This is a genomic window from Saccharopolyspora rosea (assembly GCF_025643595.1).
Classification (GTDB): Bacteria; Actinomycetota; Actinomycetes; order Mycobacteriales; family Pseudonocardiaceae; genus Saccharopolyspora; species Saccharopolyspora rosea.
The window spans coordinates 3,441,921-3,458,186 of the sequence record NZ_CP102826.1 but is presented as its reverse complement, the minus strand read 5'-3'; the positions used below and the strand labels follow the sequence as shown (position 1 = coordinate 3,458,186).

Below are 16,266 nucleotides of genomic sequence, written 5' to 3'. Positions count from 1 at the left end.
ACGGGTTCGGGCGAGTGCCGTCAGCTCCTCTCCCGGGGGTGGGCGAGGTTCTCCGGGCGGAGGAGTTCGGCGAGCCGGTCGGCCGGGACGAGGCCGCGTTCGCGCACCAGGTCCGCGACGCCGCGGCCGGTGGCCAGCGCCTCCCGGGCGATCTCGGTCGCCTTGGCGTAGCCGATGGCCGGGTTCAACGCGGTCACCAGGCCGATCGAGTTCTCCACGTAGGCGCGGGTGATGTCGGGGTGCGCGGTGATCCCGGAGACGCAGCGCTCGGCGAGCACCCGGCAGGCCGCGGTGAGGTGGGTGACGCTCTCCGACAGCGCGTGCAGGATGATCGGCTCGAACGCGTTGAGCTGCAACTGGCCGGACTCGGCGGCCATGCTGATCGTCACGTCGTTGCCGACCACCTCGAAGGCGACCTGGTTGACCACCTCGGGGATCACCGGGTTGATCTTGCCCGGCATGATCGACGAACCCGCCTGCACCGCGGGCAGGTCGATCTCGTTGAGCCCGGCGCGCGGACCGGACGAGAGCAACCGCAGGTCGTTGCACGTCTTGGACAGCTTCACCGCGATGCGCTTGAGCACCCCGGACAGGTGCACGAAGGCACCGCAGTCCTGCGTCGCCTCGACCAGGTCGGAGGCGGTCGTCAGCGGCAGCCCGGTGATCTCCACCAGGTGGCGGCAGGCGGTCTCGGCGTACCCGGGCGGGGCGTTGAGGCCGGTGCCGATGGCGGTGGCGCCGAGGTTGATCTCGTGCAGCAGCGTGACGGCCTCGTCCAGCCGCTGCCGGTCCTCGCCGAGCATGACGGCGTAGGTGCCGAACTCCTGCCCGAGCGTCATCGGAACCGCGTCCTGCAACTGGGTGCGGCCCATCTTCAGCACGTCCTGGAACTCCACGGCCTTGGCCGCGAACGCGCGCTGCAGCCCGGTCATGGCGGCCGACAGGTCGCGCACCGCGATGATCGTGGCGACGTTGACGGCGGTGGGGTAGGCGTCGTTCGTCGACTGGCTGAGGTTGACTTGCTCGTTCGGGTGCACCCGGTGGTAGTCGCCCCGGGCGTGGCCGAGCAGTTCGAGCGCGCGGTTGGCGATGACCTCGTTGGCGTTCATGTTCGTCGAGGTGCCCGCGCCGCCCTGGATGACGTCGACGACGAACTGGTCGTGCAGCGCGCCGGCGCGGATCTCCTGGCAGGCCGTCCCGATCGCCTCGGCGACGTCCGCGTCGAGCAGGCCGAGTTCGGCGTTGGTGCGGGCGGCGGCCTCCTTCACCGACGCCAGCGCCTCGACCAGGTGCGGGTAGGCCGACACCGGTGTCCCGGTGATGGGGAAGTTCTCCCGGGCCCGTTCGGTGTGCACGCCCCAGTAGGCCGCGGCGGGCACCTCCTTGTCGCCCAGCAGGTCGTGTTCGGTCCTCGTGGTCACGGTTGGTTCCTCCGGTCGTGGGCTCGTCCCAGTTCGCCGGTGACGGTCAGGTCCCGCGGGGCGAACGGCGCCAGCAGGTCGGGGTCCACCCCGGCGGCGGCCAGCGCCGCGAGGGTGACCGGCAGGCGCGCCCGGTCGGCGCCGTCGGCGATCTTGACGCCGATCGCGGTGCCGTCGGGCAGCGCGGCGACCTGGACGGCCTCGAAGCCGTCCTTGGCGATCAGCCCGGGCACCGCCTTCATGAGGGCGGCGACGTCGCGTCGCGTCCCGGCCACGTGCTCGGGGTGCGCCCGGATCGCCCGCGCCACGAGGGCGTCCGGCGTCCCGTCCGGTGCACCGGCGATCCGCCCGATCGCGGCGGTGAGCCCCCGCAGGGACACCGCGAACAGCGGCGCGCCGCAGCCGTCGGCCGCGGTGTGCGCGATCTCCTCCCCGGACAGGTCCTGCACGGTGTCGGCGATCGCGCGCTGCAGCGGGTGGTCCGGCTCCAGGTAGTCCACTGTGGACCAGCCGTGCATCCGGGCGGTGTGCAGCATCGCCGCGTGCTTGCCGGAGCAGTTGTGCGCGAGCTTGCGCGCCGGGCGTCCGGCGGCCACCCAGCGGTCCCGTTCGACGGGGTCGTACGGCAGCGCCGCCGGGTTGCCCAGTTCGGACTCCGCGGCCCCGCACGACTCCAGCAGGCACTCGGCCCCGGCGAGGTGGAACGGCTCGCCGGAGTGGCTGGCCGCGGCCAGCGCCAGCAGGTGCGCCGGGACGGACAACCCGAGCCGGGCCATCGCGACCGCCTGGATCGGCTTGGCCGCCGACCGCGGGTAGCAGGCGGTGTCGGCGTCCCCGGCCCGGAACAGCACCGACCCGTCCGGGGCGAGCACCACGACCGAGCCGTGGTGCACGCCCTCCACGAGACCGTCGCGCAGCAGGTGCACGAGCGGCACGTGACCGGGGACGCCGGTGGGCGCCGTGGTCATCCGGACACCTCGTCCAGCACCGCGGTGTCGATCCTGCGCCGCACCGCGAACCAGCCCGCGACCAGCGCCGCCAGGATCAACGGCAGGCACAGCAGGGTGATCCGGCCGATGTCGTCGAAGGCCATCAGCACCACCACGGAGGCCAGGAACGCCAGCGTCACGATCTCGGTGTACGGCGAGAACGGCAGGCGGTAGCCGGGCCGGGTCACCTCGCCGCGGTTGGCCTTGCGGACGAACAGCAGGTGGCTGAGCACGATGATCGCCCAGGTGCCGAGGATGCCGATGGAGGCGAAGTTGAGCACGATCTCGAACGCCTCGGACGGGACGACGTAGTTGAGGCCGACCCCGACCACGCACACCGCCGCGGTCAGCAGGATCCCGCCGTAGGGCACGCTGTTGCGGTTCATCACCCCGGTGAACTTCGGCGCCGTCCCGGCCATCGACATCGAGCGCAGGATGCGGCCGGTCGAGTACAGCCCGGAGTTCAGGCTCGACATCGCCGCGGTCAGCACCACGAGGTTCATCACGTCGCCCGCCGCGGGCACGCCGATGTGCGAGAGCACGGTGACGAACGGGCTCTCGCTCTTGCTGTAGGCGTTCCACGGCATGAGCATCGCCAGCAGCGCGACCGAGCCGACGTAGAAGATCCCGATCCGCCACATGATCGAGTTGACCGCCTTGGGCATGATCTCGCGCGGCTTCTCCGTCTCCCCGGCGGCCACGCCGACCAGCTCCACGGAGGCGTAGGCGAACACCACGCCCTGCATGATCAGCACCATCGGCAGCACCCCGGCCGGGAAGACGCCGCCGTGCGCGGCGAGCAGCTGCGGGCCGGGGGTGGCGCCGTCGATCGGGTGCTGGGTGACGATCAGCACGATGCCGACCACCATGAACACCACCAGGGTGGCGACCTTGATGATGGAGAACCAGAACTCCATCTCGCCGAACAGCTTGACCGAGACCAGGTTCAGCGTGAGCACCACCGCGAGCGCGATCAGCGCGAGAACCCACTGCGGGATCGGCGCGAACACCGACCAGTAGTGCGCGTAGAGCGCGATCGCGGTGACGTCGGCCACGCCGGTGGTCGACCAGTTCAGGAAGTGCATCCAGCCGGCGGTGTAGGCCCCCTTCTCGCCCATGAACTCGCGGGCGTAGGAGACGAAGGCGCCGGACGAGGGCCGGTGCAGCACCAGCTCCCCGAGCGAGCGCACCACGCAGAAGGCGAACAGCCCGCACACCGCGTAGACGATCGCCAGCGCCGGGCCCGCCTGGGCCAGTCGGCCGCCGGCGCCCAGGAACAAACCGGTGCCGATCGCTCCGCCGATGGCGATCATGTTGATGTGGCGGGCTTTCAGCGACTTCCGGTATCCCTCGTCGCCGGCGTCGGCGGGTGCCCGGCCACCGCCTGCTGCGGTGGCGGTGCCGGCAGCCCGCCGGCCCGCGTCGGTCACCTGCGGCTGTTCGCTCATGGGCCCAGCCTCCGTTCTGGCCGCGGCGCGGCCGTTCGCGTGCTCGTCACGATGTCGGTCAGGGTGTCCTCGACATGGCCGAGGTGGGCGGTCATGGCCGCCGACGCGGCCTCCGCGGAGCCGGAGGCGATCGCTTCGACGACACGGCGGTGCTCGACGTTGGACGCCTCCCGCCGGTTGCCCAGTTGGTTGAGGAAGGCGGACTGCCGCGCCAACGCGTCCCGGATCTCCTCGATGACCTTGCCGAACACCGGGTTGCCGGATGCCTGGGCGATGGTGATGTGGAACAGCGAGTCCAACGCCACCCACGCGGTGTTGTCGGTCTCCTCCTCCATGCGCTCCAGCAGCGCGGTGAGCTCGTCCAGGTCGTCCGGGCGGTGCCGCTGGGCGGCGTACCCGGCGGCGGGCACCTCGACGTGCCTGCGCACCTCGTGCAGGTCCCGCGCCGAGTAGTGCCCGAACCGGGGGTTGTCGGCGGGCCGGTCGGCGACCACGAAGGTCCCCTTGCCGGTCCGCGACAGGGTCAGCCCGAGCGCCTGCAGGCCCCGCAGCGCCTCGCGCACCACGGACCGGCTGACGTCGAACTCCCGGCTCAGGACGGCCTCGGACGGGAGCTTGCCGCCGACCGGGTAAGTTCCCCGTTCGATGGCCTCCCGCAGCTGCGCCAGCACGGCTTCCATCGCGCTGACCCGGTGCACGCCCTGTCCGGCTGTACGGCTGTCCGACAGGTTCATGGCCCGAAAGAGTGACCCGGGCAACCTGGGATGTCAAGGATGGTCGAGCCGTCGGGAGAGCTGGGAAACGGGCCTGCCCGAACGGGCGCCCGGCCCGCGCCGCCCGGCGCCATCCGATCAGCGGCTCGGCTGGACCGGCGGCGGCGATCATCCTGGACGTGCGACCCGTGCTCCCTCACCGCACCGGTGACCGTCCGGACGGAGACCACCCGGCATGACCACCGATGACCGCAAGGAGACCGCGACACCCGCCGACCGCCCCGCCGCCGACCCCGTCGGCACGGTGCGCATCCACCCCGACGACGCCCCGGACGACCCGGCGGCGCGCCGCGCCGTCAAGACCTCCGGTGGCTGGACGATGCTGACCCGTCCGGAGTCGTCCGCGCCCGGGCCCCGTGCCCGGCGGGGGTGGGCGACTGGCCGCGACAACCGCTCGGGCACCTCGCGGCCGTCCTGGGCCATCCGGACGGGGTCGATGCCCGTCCGCGCCCGGCGCTCCGGCGGCACCCGGCCGGGCTCGACCACCAGCCGCACTCCCGCGCACCGGCCCGGGCTCCGGCCGAGCCGGTCGTGCCCTCGTTCTGGGAGGAGGCCAAGCTCTACTGCCGCGCGTGCCGCAACGCCACCGCGCTGTTGGAGTACTGGTACGACCGCTACCGCGAACTCGCCGACGACCTGAACCCCGCGGCAGCACGGGATGTTCCGCAGTGGACGGACACTGTGGACTGATGGGGATAGCGCGTGTTTTACAAGCGGCGTCAGCCGCTTTCTCTTTCAGTGAGTGGTCTCGCAGCTTGCACCGCCGCGGGTTCTCAGCGGTCGGCTCGCGAGGACAGCCCCGACGCCGTGTATTGGGCATACATCAGGAGGGGCTCCCGGAGCCGATGTGACCGTGGCGCGAAGCGCCTCGTTGGGGGGCGGCGGTCGGGCGACGGGCGGGCCGCTGAGGTTCCGCTCCCGGCACCGCCACGCAAAGCACTTCCGAAACACTCCTTAGAAGTGGATGAGGCCGAGGACGGAGAACGTGAGTTGGTGGTGGATCTGCCGTCGTCGTTCCTCGTCGTCGGTGGTGCGCACGAACGTACCCCCGATGCCCGCCGACCCGTTGCCGCGCGAGTACCGCACCGCGAGGCGCTGCGCGCCGTCCGGGCGGTTCTCCAGGTGGGCGTGGGTGCTGCCGTGGACGGTGTCCACCCGGGTCCGCCCGTCGAGGAGCAGCTCGGACACCGCCTCGTCGATCCGGTCGGCGAGCCAGGCAGGCCCGCGCAGGTGGTGGTCCTCCTCGTGCGGCCGGGCCGGTTGCGCCTCGATGCGGTCGTCGGCGAGGACGGCGGCGATCAGGTCCGCCGAGCCGCCGAGGTAGGTGACGGGCAGGTCGATGTCGGTGCCCGCGCACCAGGCCCGGTCCTCGGGCCACCACAGGTTCGGCGTCTGGTCCACCGCGTCGGCCAGCGCCACCACGTCGGACGCCGGGCCGCCGTAGAGGAAGTAGTCGCGGTGCGGCAGCCGCACCCGGGGACCGTCGCGCACCTCGGACGGGACCGGGTCCCGGAACGGCGGGAGTGCGGGCGCGTCGCCGTCGCCGAAGGTCAGCGGAACCCAGTTGTCCCAGCCGAACCCGTCCCAGACGCAGAACCAGCACGTGCCGGGGGTCGAGGTGTGCGCGGCGAGCGGCGCCGTCAGCGCCGCCGCGTCACCGCGCGGCAGGGTTCCCTCGACGGGGCCGTGGTCGCAGGGGACGGGACCGTCCGGGGTGTGCTCGGGGAAGGCGATCTCGGTGAACTGCATGCCCGGGCGCAGCGGGATCCCGCTCCACTGCGCCACCCGCGACCAGCGCACGGTTCCGCCGTCGGTGTCCGGGCACGGGTGCAGGATCCGGGCGTAGGACTCGAACCCGTCGGGCACGACGGAGGTCACCTCGCCGCTGTCGAACGGCGCCAACCGAGGACCGATCCAGTCGGCCCGCCACACGTCGCTGCTCCAACGCATGCGTTCCAGTGTCGGCGATCAACCCGGTCGTTGTCGCGCGATTTCGCGGGAGAAGAGCCCGGGAGCCATCTGTCCACTGAGGACGAATGGCTCCCGGGCGGGCGGCGGGGCGCTCGGGGGATCGCCCCGCCGGGTCAGGCCGGGACGAGCTCCGGGCGCGGGGTCGGGCGCACCGGCTCCGCGGGCGCCTCCTCGGCGACCGGCTCGGTGACGGGCTCGGCGGGTTCGGTCGCGGGCTCGCGGCGGCCGGAGCGGTCCAGGACTCCGGCGACCACGGCCAGCGCCAGGCCGAGCAGCGAGAGCAGCGAACCGACCACGTTCGGCGACAGCAGCCCGAAGCCGTGGGCGATGGCCAGGCCACCGGCCGAGGCGCCGATCGAGTTGGCGATGTTGAAGGCCGACTGCAGGGCCGCCGACACCAGCGACGGCGCCCCGGCCGCCTTCTTCATCACCAGCGCCTGCATGATCGGGGCCACCATGAAGCCCAGCGCACCGATGAGGAAGACCGTCACCGCGGCGGTCACCTTGTTGCCGGAGGTGATGGTGAACGCGGCGAGCACCGCGGCGATGCCGATCAGCGCGGCGTAGACGCCCGGCATCAGCGCGCGGTCGGCGATCCGGCCGCCGACGAAGTTGCCGACCGTCATGCCCAGCCCGGCCAGCGCCAGCAGCATCGTCATCGCGGTCGGGGAGTAGCCGGAGACCTCGGTGAGCACGGGGCTGAGGTAGCTCAGGCAGGCGAACGTCCCGCCGAGGCCGAAGGTCACGATGGACAGGGCCAGCCACACCTGCGGGTGCCGGAAGGCCGCGACCTGTTCGAGCACGGCGGCCTGCTTCGGGCTCGGCCTCCCCTGGTGGGGCACCAGGCGGGCGATCGCGACGATCGCGGCGACGCCGACGGCGGCGACCACGGCGAACGTGGCCCGCCAGCCGAAGTGCTGGCCGAGCAGCGTGCCGAGCGGCACGCCGACGACGTTGGCCAGGGTCAGTCCCATGAACATCATCGAGACCGCCTTGGCGCGCTTGCCGTGACCGGCCAGGCCGGCGGCCACGACGGCGCCGGCGCCGAAGAACGCGCCGTGCGGGAGTCCGGCCAGGAACCGGAACGCCATGCCGAAGTCGGCGGTCGGGGCGAACGCGAACAGCGCGTTGCCGACGGTGAACATGCTCATCGTCAGCACGAGCAGGGTTTTCCGGGGCAGGCGCGCGCCCAGGACCGTCAGGGCGGGAGCGCCGATCACCACTCCCAGCGCGTAGGCGGTGATCAGGTTCCCCGCGGTGGGGATCGAGACACCGAGGTCGGCGGCCGCCTGCGGCAGCACGCCCATCATGACGAACTCCGTCATGCCGATGCCGAAGGCTCCGACGGCGAGCGCGAGCAGCGCGATGGGCACAGTTCTCCTCTCGGGGGAAGGGTGGTGCGGTGCTGTCGGGAGGTGATCGCCGCGCGCGGTGCGGGGCCGGGAGTCCTCGTGGCGCGGCAGTGGATCGATCCAGTCGTCGATCGAAAAGAAGGACAGTCGCGGGCGGCGTCGTCCTTGCTGCGGCTGTCTGGAATCCAGTCTCGGCGCCCCATCGAAGTCATGTCCAACCCGAGAGGCGTGAATCGAAACACTCTGCGTAGCAGTGCGGGGATTTCGTAACCCATTCGAGTGAGGGTTTTGGGATGTGGACCGCAGCGGTGTGCGCGGAGCGCGCGCATCTTGGTCGCCGCCCGGGAGCGGGTGATCATGGGGCTGCTCTGTCCCGCGATCGAGAGGACGCCCGAATGCCGCTTCCCGACGAGGCGCGCGCGATCGACAGCTCCGACTTCGCCAGCTGCGCCCACCCGGAGGACTACCACCCGGACTGGCGCGGCTTCTACCGCTCGGCGCTCGCCGCCCGCCAGCGCGTGCGCGCCCGCGTCCCGCACGCCGACGAGCGCTACGGTCCGCACCCGTACCACCTGGCCGACGTCCTCCACCCGGACGGCGCGTCGGGCTGTCCAGTCGTCGTGTACTTCCACGGCGGACGCTGGCGGGAGGGGCACCCGGCGTTCTACGACCACTTCGCGCTGCCCTGGGTGGAGGCCGGCGCGGTGTTCATCTCCTGCGGCTACCGCCTGGAACCGGACCACACGATCCCCGAGGCCGTGGACGACGCCGCCCGCGCGGTGGCCTGGGTGCAGCAGGCGGCGCCGCGCTACGGCGGCGACCCGCGACGCGTGGTGGTCGCCGGGCACTCCGCCGGTGCGCACCTGACCGCGATGGTCACCATGACCGACTGGCCCGCCGCGGCGGACCTGCCGTTCCCGGTGGCCGGGGCGGTCTGCATGAGCGGGGTCGCCGACCTCGGCGACACCCGCGAGCTCGCCCGGATCAGCCCGGCCCGCCACGTCACCCGCGCCCCCGGGCGCACGGTGGTCTCCTTCGGCGTCCCCGAGCCGAACCGCAAGGACCAGAGCGACGACCTCTTCGCCGACCAGGGCCGCCGACTGCTGCGCGCGCTGGACGCGGTGGGCGCGCGGTCCGCCGCCGTCGAACTGCCCGACACCGACCACATCGGCTCCGCCGCCGCGTTCGCCGACCCCGGCTCGCCGCTGTTCGCCGCGGCCCGCGCGGTCGTCTTCGGCTGAGGGTCTGTCTTCGGACTCTTTTTGGGTGGCAGTGTCGGGAGCGGAACCTCAGAGCCTGTCTTCGAACTCCTTTTGCGTGGCGGTGCCGGTTGCTTGCGTACTCACCGAAAGAGAAAGCGGCTGGCGCCGCTTGCCACGTCCCTTCCGGGAGCAAGTTCAAAGACAGGCACTCAGGGCCCGCGTTCCGGGCAGCGGTGCCGCGAGAGCGCTCACCGCGGCCGGGAGCAGGTTCGCCAGGCAGGCGGCGAGGCGCGGTTCACCGGGCGAGTTCGGTCTCCGCCGCGGCGCGGGTGCGCGCGGTGGTCCGGTGCGGGCGGAGGTGGTCGAGCTCGGCGTTGATGGTGGCGCCGACGAGCACCGCCAGGGAGGTGACGTAGAACCACAGCAGCACGGCCACCGGCGCGGCCAGCGAGCCGTAGACCGGGCTGTGCTGGAGGGACAGGCCGAGGTAGGCGCGCAGCGCGATGCTGCCGCCGATCCACGCGGCGAGCGCGACCACGGCGCCGGGCAGGTTCTCCAGCCAGGGCGTGCGCACCGGGATGGCCAGGTGGTACAGCGTGCTCAGGAAGGCCACCGACAGCAGCAGGACGACGGGCCAGTACACCAGGTGCGCGAGCGCGCCCAGCCCGGGCAGCAGCCGGGCCGCCACGTCCGGACCGACGACCACGAGCGGCACCAGGGCGACGCCCACGACCAGTCCGACGGTGTACAGCAGCGCGGACATGAGGCGCTGGCGCGCGACTCCCCGGTACCCGGACAGCCCGTACAGCACCGTGATGGTGTCGATGTAGACGTCCAGGACGCGGGAGCCGGACCACAGCGCCACCACGAACGCCGCGATGCTGAGCCCGGCCCTGCCCCTGCCGAGCACCTCGTCCAGCGTCGGCTGGACGGCGGTGGTGACCACCTGCGGGGACAGCACGGTGGTCGAGGAGGTCAGCAGCGCCTCGCGGACCGGTCCGACGGTGTCCCGGCCGAGCGCCTCGGCGAGGTAGCCGAGCAGCCCGACCAGCCCCAGCAGCAGCGGCGGCAGCGAGAGCACCGCGAAGAACGCAGCCTCCCCGGCCAGTCCGGTGATCCGCTGCTGGGAGCCGGTGCGGACCGTGCCCGCGACCAACCTCGCCGGTGCCGACTCGGTCAGCCACCACCTCGCGCTGCGCACCCGGTCTCCTCCCGCCTTCGCCGGTTCGTGCTCGCCAAGAGGAGATCACCTCGGTGCCGGGGGCGCCTCACAGGGTCACGAGCTGACCCGCGTAGCTGAGCCCGGCGCCGAAGCCGAACAGCAGGACGGTGTCGCCGGGCCCGGCGCCGCCGCGCTCGACCAGCCGGGACAGCGCGATCGGGACGGTCGCCGCGATCGTGTTGCCGGTGTCGACGACATCGGTGGCCACCGCCTCGGCGTCCAGGTCGAGTGAGCGGGCCAGCGCGGTGATGATGCGCAGGTTCGCCTGGTGCGGGACGAAGGCCGCCAGCTTCTCCGGGGGCAGGCCACCGCGTTCGCAGGTCCGGCGCGCGATCGGGCCGAGCCCGGTGGCCCACCGGTACACCGCCCGGCCCTGCTGGTGCAGCGTGCGCGTGTCCGGGTCGATGCCGACCGCGTCGGCGCGCTCCCCGAGGCTGCCCCACAGCACCGGGCCGATCGCGCGCTCGGTGTGCGGGAGAACGACGGCGGCACCGGCCCCGTCGCCGAACAGCACGGCGGTGTCCCGGTCCGCCCAGTCCAGCCACGCCGTCGGGCGGTCGGCGCCGATCACGAGCGCTCCGGCGCTGGCGCCGGCGCGCACCAGGCCGTCGGCGACGGCCAGCGCGGTGCAGAACCCGGCGCACGCGGCGTTGACGTCGAACGCCACGGGCTCGTCGAGACCGAGGCGGGCGCCCACCCGGGCCGCGACGGCGGGCATCGGGGACTCCGCGGTCGAGGTCGCCACGATCACCGCGTCCAGCGGTGGCGCGGTGGGCAGGCGCCGCAGCGCGTGCCGGGCCGCCGCGGTCGCCATGTCGGCCACCGTCTCGTCCGCCGCGGCGCGGTGCCGTCGGCGGATGCCGGTGCGAGCGATGATCCACTCCGGGGCCACGCCGACCCGGCGACCGACGTCCTCGCTGGTCAACACGGCGTCGGGGAGGTGGTGGCCCAGGGCTGCGATGCGCGCGCCGGGGATGCGTGCCATGGCGACCTCTTCGTCGGTCGGTGCGCGGAACGCCCCGATCCTCCTCCGCGCCCGCCGCCGCGCGCAGCGCGAACCGCGGTTCAGGTCATCGGCTGGTGGAGCCGTTCGGCGCCGCCCCGGATGGCCGCGGCGAGCGCCCCGGCCGGGCCCCGGGACGCGTCGCCGAGCAGGACGAACTCGACCTCCCCGAGCTCGGGCAGCCCTCGCCGCGGGCGCAGCGGGGCGAGTCCCGGCGGGATGAGGCTGCGCGCGTGCGCGGTGATCCCCAGCCCCGCCAGCGCAGCGGCCCGCAGCCCGCTGAGGCTGGCGCTGGTGCAGGTGATCCGCCACGACTGGCCGTGGCGCTGGAGCGCGTCGAGGGCCTGCACCCGGCTGATGCTCGGCGGCGGGTAGAGGATCAGCGGGATCGGCTGGGCCGGGTCCAGCGAGAAGTCCTCGGCGGCGATCCACACCAGCGGCTCCCGCCAGACCAGCTGCCCGTGGGTCTGCCCGGGACGCCGCTTGCCGAACACCAGGTCCAGTTCGCCGTCGCGCAACTGCTCGTGCAGCGTGCCGCTGAGCCCGACGGTGAGTTCCACGCTGATCAGCGGGTGGCTGCGCCGGAACTCCCGCAGGATCTCCGGCAGCCGGGAGAGCACGAAGTCCTCCGAGGTGCCGAAGCGGACCCGGCCGCGCAGGTCCGAGCGGGCGAAGTAGTTCGCCGCGCGCTCGTGGGCCCGCAGGATGCCGTGCGCGAAGCCGACCATCGCCTCGCCGTCGGCGGTCAGCTCCACCGAGTGCGTGTCGCGCAGGAAGAGCTGCTGCCCGGCGGCCGCCTCCAGCTTGCGCACGTGCTGGCTCACGGTCGACTGGCGCACCCCGAGGCGCTGCGCGGCCTGGGTGAAGCTCCGGGTTCCGGCCACGGCGAGGAACGTGCGCAGCAGCGTGGGGTCGAACACCCCGCCTGCTTATCGCGAAGTGCGATAGCAGTCAACACGGTCATCGGGGTTCACCATCACCGCGCGACGGTCGAGACTGGTGGGCGAACGTCACACCGACCGAAGAAGGACCATGCTCGGCAGCCTGCCCGCCCGATTCCGCCCCGACCCGTACCTGGTCGCCATGCTCGGCACCGTGGCGCTCGCCGCCGTGCTGCCGGCGCGCGGCTGGGTGGCCGACGGGTTCGACGTGCTCACCAAGGTGGCGGTGGGCCTGCTGTTCTTCCTGTACGGGGCGCGGCTGTCCCCGCAGGACGCGCTCGCGGGCCTGCGGCACTGGCGGCTGCACCTGACGGTGTTCGCGAGCACCTTCCTGCTGTTCCCCGCGTTCGGACTCGCGCTGGCCGTGCTGGTGCCGGGCGTCCTCGCGCAGCCGGTGTACCTGGGCGTGCTGTTCCTGTGCACGCTGCCCTCGACGGTGCAGTCCTCGATCGCGTTCACCTCGACCGCGCGCGGCAACGTCGCGGCGGCGATCTGCTCGGCCTCGCTGTCCAGCCTGCTCGGCATCGTGCTCACGCCGCTGCTCGTCGCGCTGCTGCTCGGCGGGGCCGGGGGCGGGGTCTCCGCCGCGTCCGTCGTGGACATCGTGGTGCAGCTGCTGATCCCGTTCCTGGCCGGGCAGCTGGCGCGCCGGTGGATCGGGGGCTGGATGCAGCGGCACGGCGCGGCGCTCGGCCGCTACGACCGGGGCTCGATCCTGCTCATCGTCTACACGGCCTTCAGCGAGGGCGTGGTCGCCGGGGTGTGGCACCGGATCGCCCCGCAGCAGCTGCTCGTGCTGTTCGTGGTGGAGGCCGTCCTGCTGGCCGCCGTGTTGCTGACGACGAGCCTGGTGTCGCGGTGGCTCGGGTTCGGCACCGCCGACCGGATCACCATCGTCTTCTGCGGTTCGAAGAAGAGCATGGCCTCCGGGCTGCCCATGGCCAACGTGCTGTTCGCCGGGCCCGGGCTCGGCCTGATGGTGCTGCCGATGATGCTGTTCCACCAGCTCCAGCTCCTCGTCTGCGCCGCCATCGCCCGCCGCCTGGCCGCCCGGCCCGCTCCGGAATCCGCCGCGCCGCAGCCCGCCACCGCCGAGTAGACCGGGTCAGCCCGCGCGGACGTAGGGCAGGACCGGCAGGCCCCGCACGCCCGGGCGCAGGCGGAACACCGCCCCGGCCGCCGGGTGGCGGTCGAGGTCGGTGGACACGCGGGACGTCGTGACGTACAGCTCGTCCAGCCGCGGCCCGCCGAAGGTGCACGCGGTGACGCGCGGAGCCGGCACCGGGTGCACCTCAGCGAGGCGACCGTCCGGGCGGTAGCGGTGCACCGCACCCCCGCCCCACAACGCGACCCACAGGCAGCCTTCGGCGTCGACGGTCAGCCCGTCCGGGGCGCCGCGCTCGGCCGGGACGTGCACGAGCGGTCGGCGGCGCCGCAGCGCGCCGTCGGCGTAGTCGAAGGCGTCGACGCGCTGGGTGGGGGTGTCGACGTAGTACGCGGTCGTGCCGTCCGGGCTCCAGTGCAGGCCGTTGGAGATCGTCACGTCCGACAGCACGGTCGTGACCCGCCCGTGCCCGTCGATGCGGTGCAGCGCACCGGCGCCGGGCGTCTCCCGGTAGGCCATCGACCCGCAGTAGAACCGGCCGTCCGGGTCGCAGCCGCCCTCGTTCATCCGCACTCCCGGGTCCGACCACAGCTCGGGCAGCGGCCGCACCCGCTGGAGGGCGTCGTCGGCGAACGCGAAACCCCGCTCGACGGCGAGGATCGCGCCACCGCCCCGGCAGGGCCGCAGCGCCGCCGCGACCGAGCCGACGTGGCTGCGGGTGACCGCTCCGGTGCCGGCGTGCAGGGTCAGCACGTCCCCGGCGAGCATGTCCACCCAGCGCAGGCCGGGCCAGCCCGGGTGCCAGACCGGGCCCTCACCGTGGTGGGCCAGCGGGTCGGTGATCTGTTCGGCGTGCGTCATGCGGTTCTCCCGACAGCGGCCGGAGCGCCCTCCACAGCAGGAAGGCCAGGCCCAGAGCGAGCATGCCGAGCCCGGTCCAGAGGTTGATGTTCACGCCCTGCGCCTTGCGCAGCACCGCGTCGTCGGCGAACAGCCCGGCACCGCCGATGAGCACGCCGTAGAAGACGAACAGGCCGCCGATGACGGTGCGCACGTCGAACAGCCTCGACCTGCTCGCCGACCGGGCCTCCAGTTCGGCGACGTGCGCGGCGTGCCGGGTGTGGTCGCTCATCGAGTCCTCCTGGCGGGGCGGTCCTGCGGACCTGGCGAACGGTCAGAGGCTGAACGGGACGTAGCACAGCGCCGCCAGCACCAGCGCGGACCAGCCCAGCACGGCCGGTCGGCGGTACCACGCCTGGTCGCCGGGTTCGGCGACGCCCGGGTCCCGGGCCGCCGAGCGCGTGTAGACCAGTCCCGCGAGTTCGGCGTCCGGTTTCGGCGCGGTGGCCAGCGAGACCGGCACGCTCACGCCGACGTCGACGACGAAGGCGACCAGCGAGCCCACCATGTTCGCGCCCTGGTCGGCGTGGATCGGCACCACGCCCGCCTGGTACAGGCTGTAGAACACGATCGGTGCGACGGTTCCGGCCAGCAGACCCCAGAAACCCGCCCGTGCCGTCATGCGCCGCCAGAACAGCGCGAGGATGAACGTCGCGAACAGCGGCACGTTGAAGAATGAGAACAGGGTCTGCAGGTAGTCCATGATGTTGCTGAACGACGCCGCGATGAACGCGGTGCCCATCCCGATCACCACGCCGACGGCGGTGACCACCCGGCCCACCCGCAGGTAGTGCGCGTCGTCGCGGCCGGGCATCAGGTGGGCCTGCCAGATGTCGGTGGTGAACACCGTGTTGAAGCTGGAGACGTTGGCCGCCATCCCGGCCATGAACGAGGCCATCAGCCCGGTGACGGCCAGCCCGAGCACCCCGTTGGGCAGCAGGTCCCGCATCAGCAGCGGGATCGCGTCGTTGTACTGCACGCCGCGGCCCAGCGCCGGTTCCACGGCGGCGGCGATGATGCCGGGCACCACGACGATCGCCGGGATGAACATCTTGGGGAAGGCCGCGATGAGCGGGGTGCGGCGCGCGGCGGAGAGGTTCTTCGCCGACAGGGAGCGCTGCACCTCGGCGAAGTTCGTCGTCCAGTACCCGAAGGAGACCGCGAACCCCAGGCCGAGCGTGATCGTCAGCCAGTTCGCGTCCAGCGGGTTGGGCTCGCCGAACCCGGTGCCGCCCCACGCGGTGAGGAACTGCGCTCCGCGGGTGTCGGTGACCCGCTCGACCAGACCCGACACGCCGCCGACGCGCAGCAGCCCGAGCACGGTGAGCGGCACCAGCGCGGCGACGATGACGAAGAACTGCAGCACCTCGTTGTAGATGGCCGAGGACAGCCCGCCGAGCACGATGTAGGCCAGCACGAACACCCCGGCGGTGACCACCGACAGCGGCAACGGCCAGCCCAGCAGCGCCCGCAGCACGATCGCCAGGGCGTACAGGTTCACCCCGGCGATGAGGATCGACGCGACCGCGAAGATGACCGAGCTGAGCAGGTGCGAGGACCGGCTGAACCGCAGCAGCAGGAACTCCGGGACGCTGCGCACCTTCGAGTTGTAGTAGAACGGCATCATCACCAGGCCGAGGAACACCATCGCCGGGATCGCGCCGATCAGGTACCAGTGCACGGTGTAGGCGCCGTACTTGGCGCCGTTGGCGGCCATGCCGAGGATCTCGGTGGCGCCCAGGTTCGCCGACACGAACGCCAGTCCGGTGACCCAGGCGGGCAGCGACCGCCCGGACAGGAAGAAGTCCAGGCTGTTGCGGACGCTGCGCCTGGCCGCGAACGCGATGCCCAGCACCACGGCGAAGTACGCGCCCAGGACCACGTAGTCGACCGGGCCCAACGCCAGGCGGAGTCCGCCCATGTCACGCACCTCTTCTCG

Annotated in this window: 15 protein-coding genes; 3 read left to right on the top strand and 12 right to left on the bottom strand. The window is 72.7% G+C overall.

Annotation, left to right across the window (positions count from 1 at the left end):
• Nucleotides 1–20: 20 nt before the first annotated feature.
• The 4 genes from NV263_RS16090 to NV263_RS16075 form a co-directional block, all read right to left on the bottom strand.
• Nucleotides 21–1,421 carry an aspartate ammonia-lyase gene (locus NV263_RS16090; protein WP_263247100.1) on the bottom strand — a complete coding sequence of 467 codons (1,401 nt, stop codon included), beginning with the start codon at nt 1,419–1,421 and terminating at the stop codon, nt 21–23.
• Nucleotides 1,418–2,389, bottom strand: coding sequence for an asparaginase (locus NV263_RS16085; protein WP_263247098.1), 972 nt, complete (start codon nt 2,387–2,389; stop codon nt 1,418–1,420). The genes NV263_RS16090 and NV263_RS16085 overlap by 4 nt, the downstream gene beginning before the upstream one ends.
• Complete coding sequence (locus NV263_RS16080; protein WP_263254217.1) at nt 2,386–3,723, bottom strand: amino acid permease; 1,338 nt, start codon at nt 3,721–3,723, stop codon at nt 2,386–2,388. Before NV263_RS16080 ends, NV263_RS16085 begins: the two co-directional genes overlap by 4 nt.
• Nucleotides 3,724–3,854: 131 nt before the next feature.
• Entirely contained in the window at nt 3,855–4,538 is a 684-nt protein-coding gene (locus tag NV263_RS16075; protein ID WP_263254216.1) for a FadR/GntR family transcriptional regulator, read from the bottom strand.
• 462 nt (nt 4,539–5,000) lie between these two features.
• On the opposite strand from NV263_RS16075, the gene NV263_RS16070 reads away from it, so the two are divergent.
• A complete protein-coding gene (locus NV263_RS16070) occupies nt 5,001–5,321 on the top strand; it encodes a hypothetical protein (RefSeq protein ID WP_263247096.1) in 321 nt (106 codons plus the stop codon).
• Nucleotides 5,322–5,585: 264 nt separating this feature from the next.
• Here NV263_RS16070 and NV263_RS16065 read toward each other — a convergent pair whose 3' ends face one another.
• Together NV263_RS16065 and NV263_RS16060 are read right to left on the bottom strand one after the other, a co-directional pair.
• Nucleotides 5,586–6,581, bottom strand: coding sequence for a hypothetical protein (locus NV263_RS16065; protein WP_263247093.1), 996 nt, complete (start codon nt 6,579–6,581; stop codon nt 5,586–5,588).
• Nucleotides 6,582–6,715: 134 nt separating this feature from the next.
• Nucleotides 6,716–7,975 (bottom strand): MFS transporter, encoded by a 1,260-nt coding sequence (locus tag NV263_RS16060; protein ID WP_263247091.1) that lies wholly within the window; start codon nt 7,973–7,975, stop codon nt 6,716–6,718.
• Between the two features lie 374 nt (nt 7,976–8,349).
• Here NV263_RS16060 and NV263_RS16055 point away from each other — a divergent pair, with 374 nt between their 5' ends.
• A complete protein-coding gene (locus NV263_RS16055) occupies nt 8,350–9,195 on the top strand; it encodes an alpha/beta hydrolase (RefSeq protein ID WP_263247089.1) in 846 nt (281 codons plus the stop codon).
• Between the two features lie 256 nt (nt 9,196–9,451).
• On the opposite strand, the gene NV263_RS16050 is transcribed toward NV263_RS16055, so the two are convergent.
• The 3 genes from NV263_RS16050 to NV263_RS16040 all read right to left on the bottom strand — a co-directional run bounded on the left by NV263_RS16050 (nt 9,452) and on the right by NV263_RS16040 (nt 12,301).
• Nucleotides 9,452–10,357 carry a YihY/virulence factor BrkB family protein gene (locus NV263_RS16050; RefSeq protein ID WP_263247087.1) on the bottom strand — a complete coding sequence of 302 codons (906 nt, stop codon included), beginning with the start codon at nt 10,355–10,357 and terminating at the stop codon, nt 9,452–9,454.
• 67 nt (nt 10,358–10,424) lie between these two features.
• Nucleotides 10,425–11,363, bottom strand: coding sequence for a beta-ketoacyl-ACP synthase 3 (locus tag NV263_RS16045; protein WP_263247085.1), 939 nt, complete (start codon nt 11,361–11,363; stop codon nt 10,425–10,427).
• 80 nt (nt 11,364–11,443) lie between these two features.
• Nucleotides 11,444–12,301, bottom strand: coding sequence for a LysR substrate-binding domain-containing protein (locus NV263_RS16040; RefSeq protein ID WP_263247084.1), 858 nt, complete (start codon nt 12,299–12,301; stop codon nt 11,444–11,446).
• A gap of 112 nt (nt 12,302–12,413) precedes the next feature.
• On the opposite strand from NV263_RS16040, the gene NV263_RS16035 reads away from it, so the two are divergent.
• The gene (locus tag NV263_RS16035) at nt 12,414–13,421 is read left to right on the top strand and encodes a bile acid:sodium symporter family protein (RefSeq protein WP_263254214.1); all 1,008 of its coding nucleotides are present in this window, start codon (nt 12,414–12,416) and stop codon (nt 13,419–13,421) included.
• Between the two features lie 6 nt (nt 13,422–13,427).
• Here NV263_RS16035 and NV263_RS16030 read toward each other — a convergent pair whose 3' ends face one another.
• From NV263_RS16030 to NV263_RS16020, 3 genes are read right to left on the bottom strand one after another with little or no spacing between them, the layout of a single operon-like run.
• Nucleotides 13,428–14,288 carry an SMP-30/gluconolactonase/LRE family protein gene (locus tag NV263_RS16030; RefSeq protein ID WP_263247083.1) on the bottom strand — a complete coding sequence of 287 codons (861 nt, stop codon included), beginning with the start codon at nt 14,286–14,288 and terminating at the stop codon, nt 13,428–13,430.
• Nucleotides 14,242–14,559, bottom strand: coding sequence for a hypothetical protein (locus NV263_RS16025; protein WP_263247082.1), 318 nt, complete (start codon nt 14,557–14,559; stop codon nt 14,242–14,244). The genes NV263_RS16030 and NV263_RS16025 overlap by 47 nt, the downstream gene beginning before the upstream one ends.
• Before the next feature lie 42 nt (nt 14,560–14,601).
• Complete coding sequence (locus NV263_RS16020) at nt 14,602–16,248, bottom strand: sodium:solute symporter family protein (RefSeq protein WP_263247080.1); 1,647 nt, start codon at nt 16,246–16,248, stop codon at nt 14,602–14,604.
• Nucleotides 16,249–16,266 lie beyond the last annotated feature (18 nt).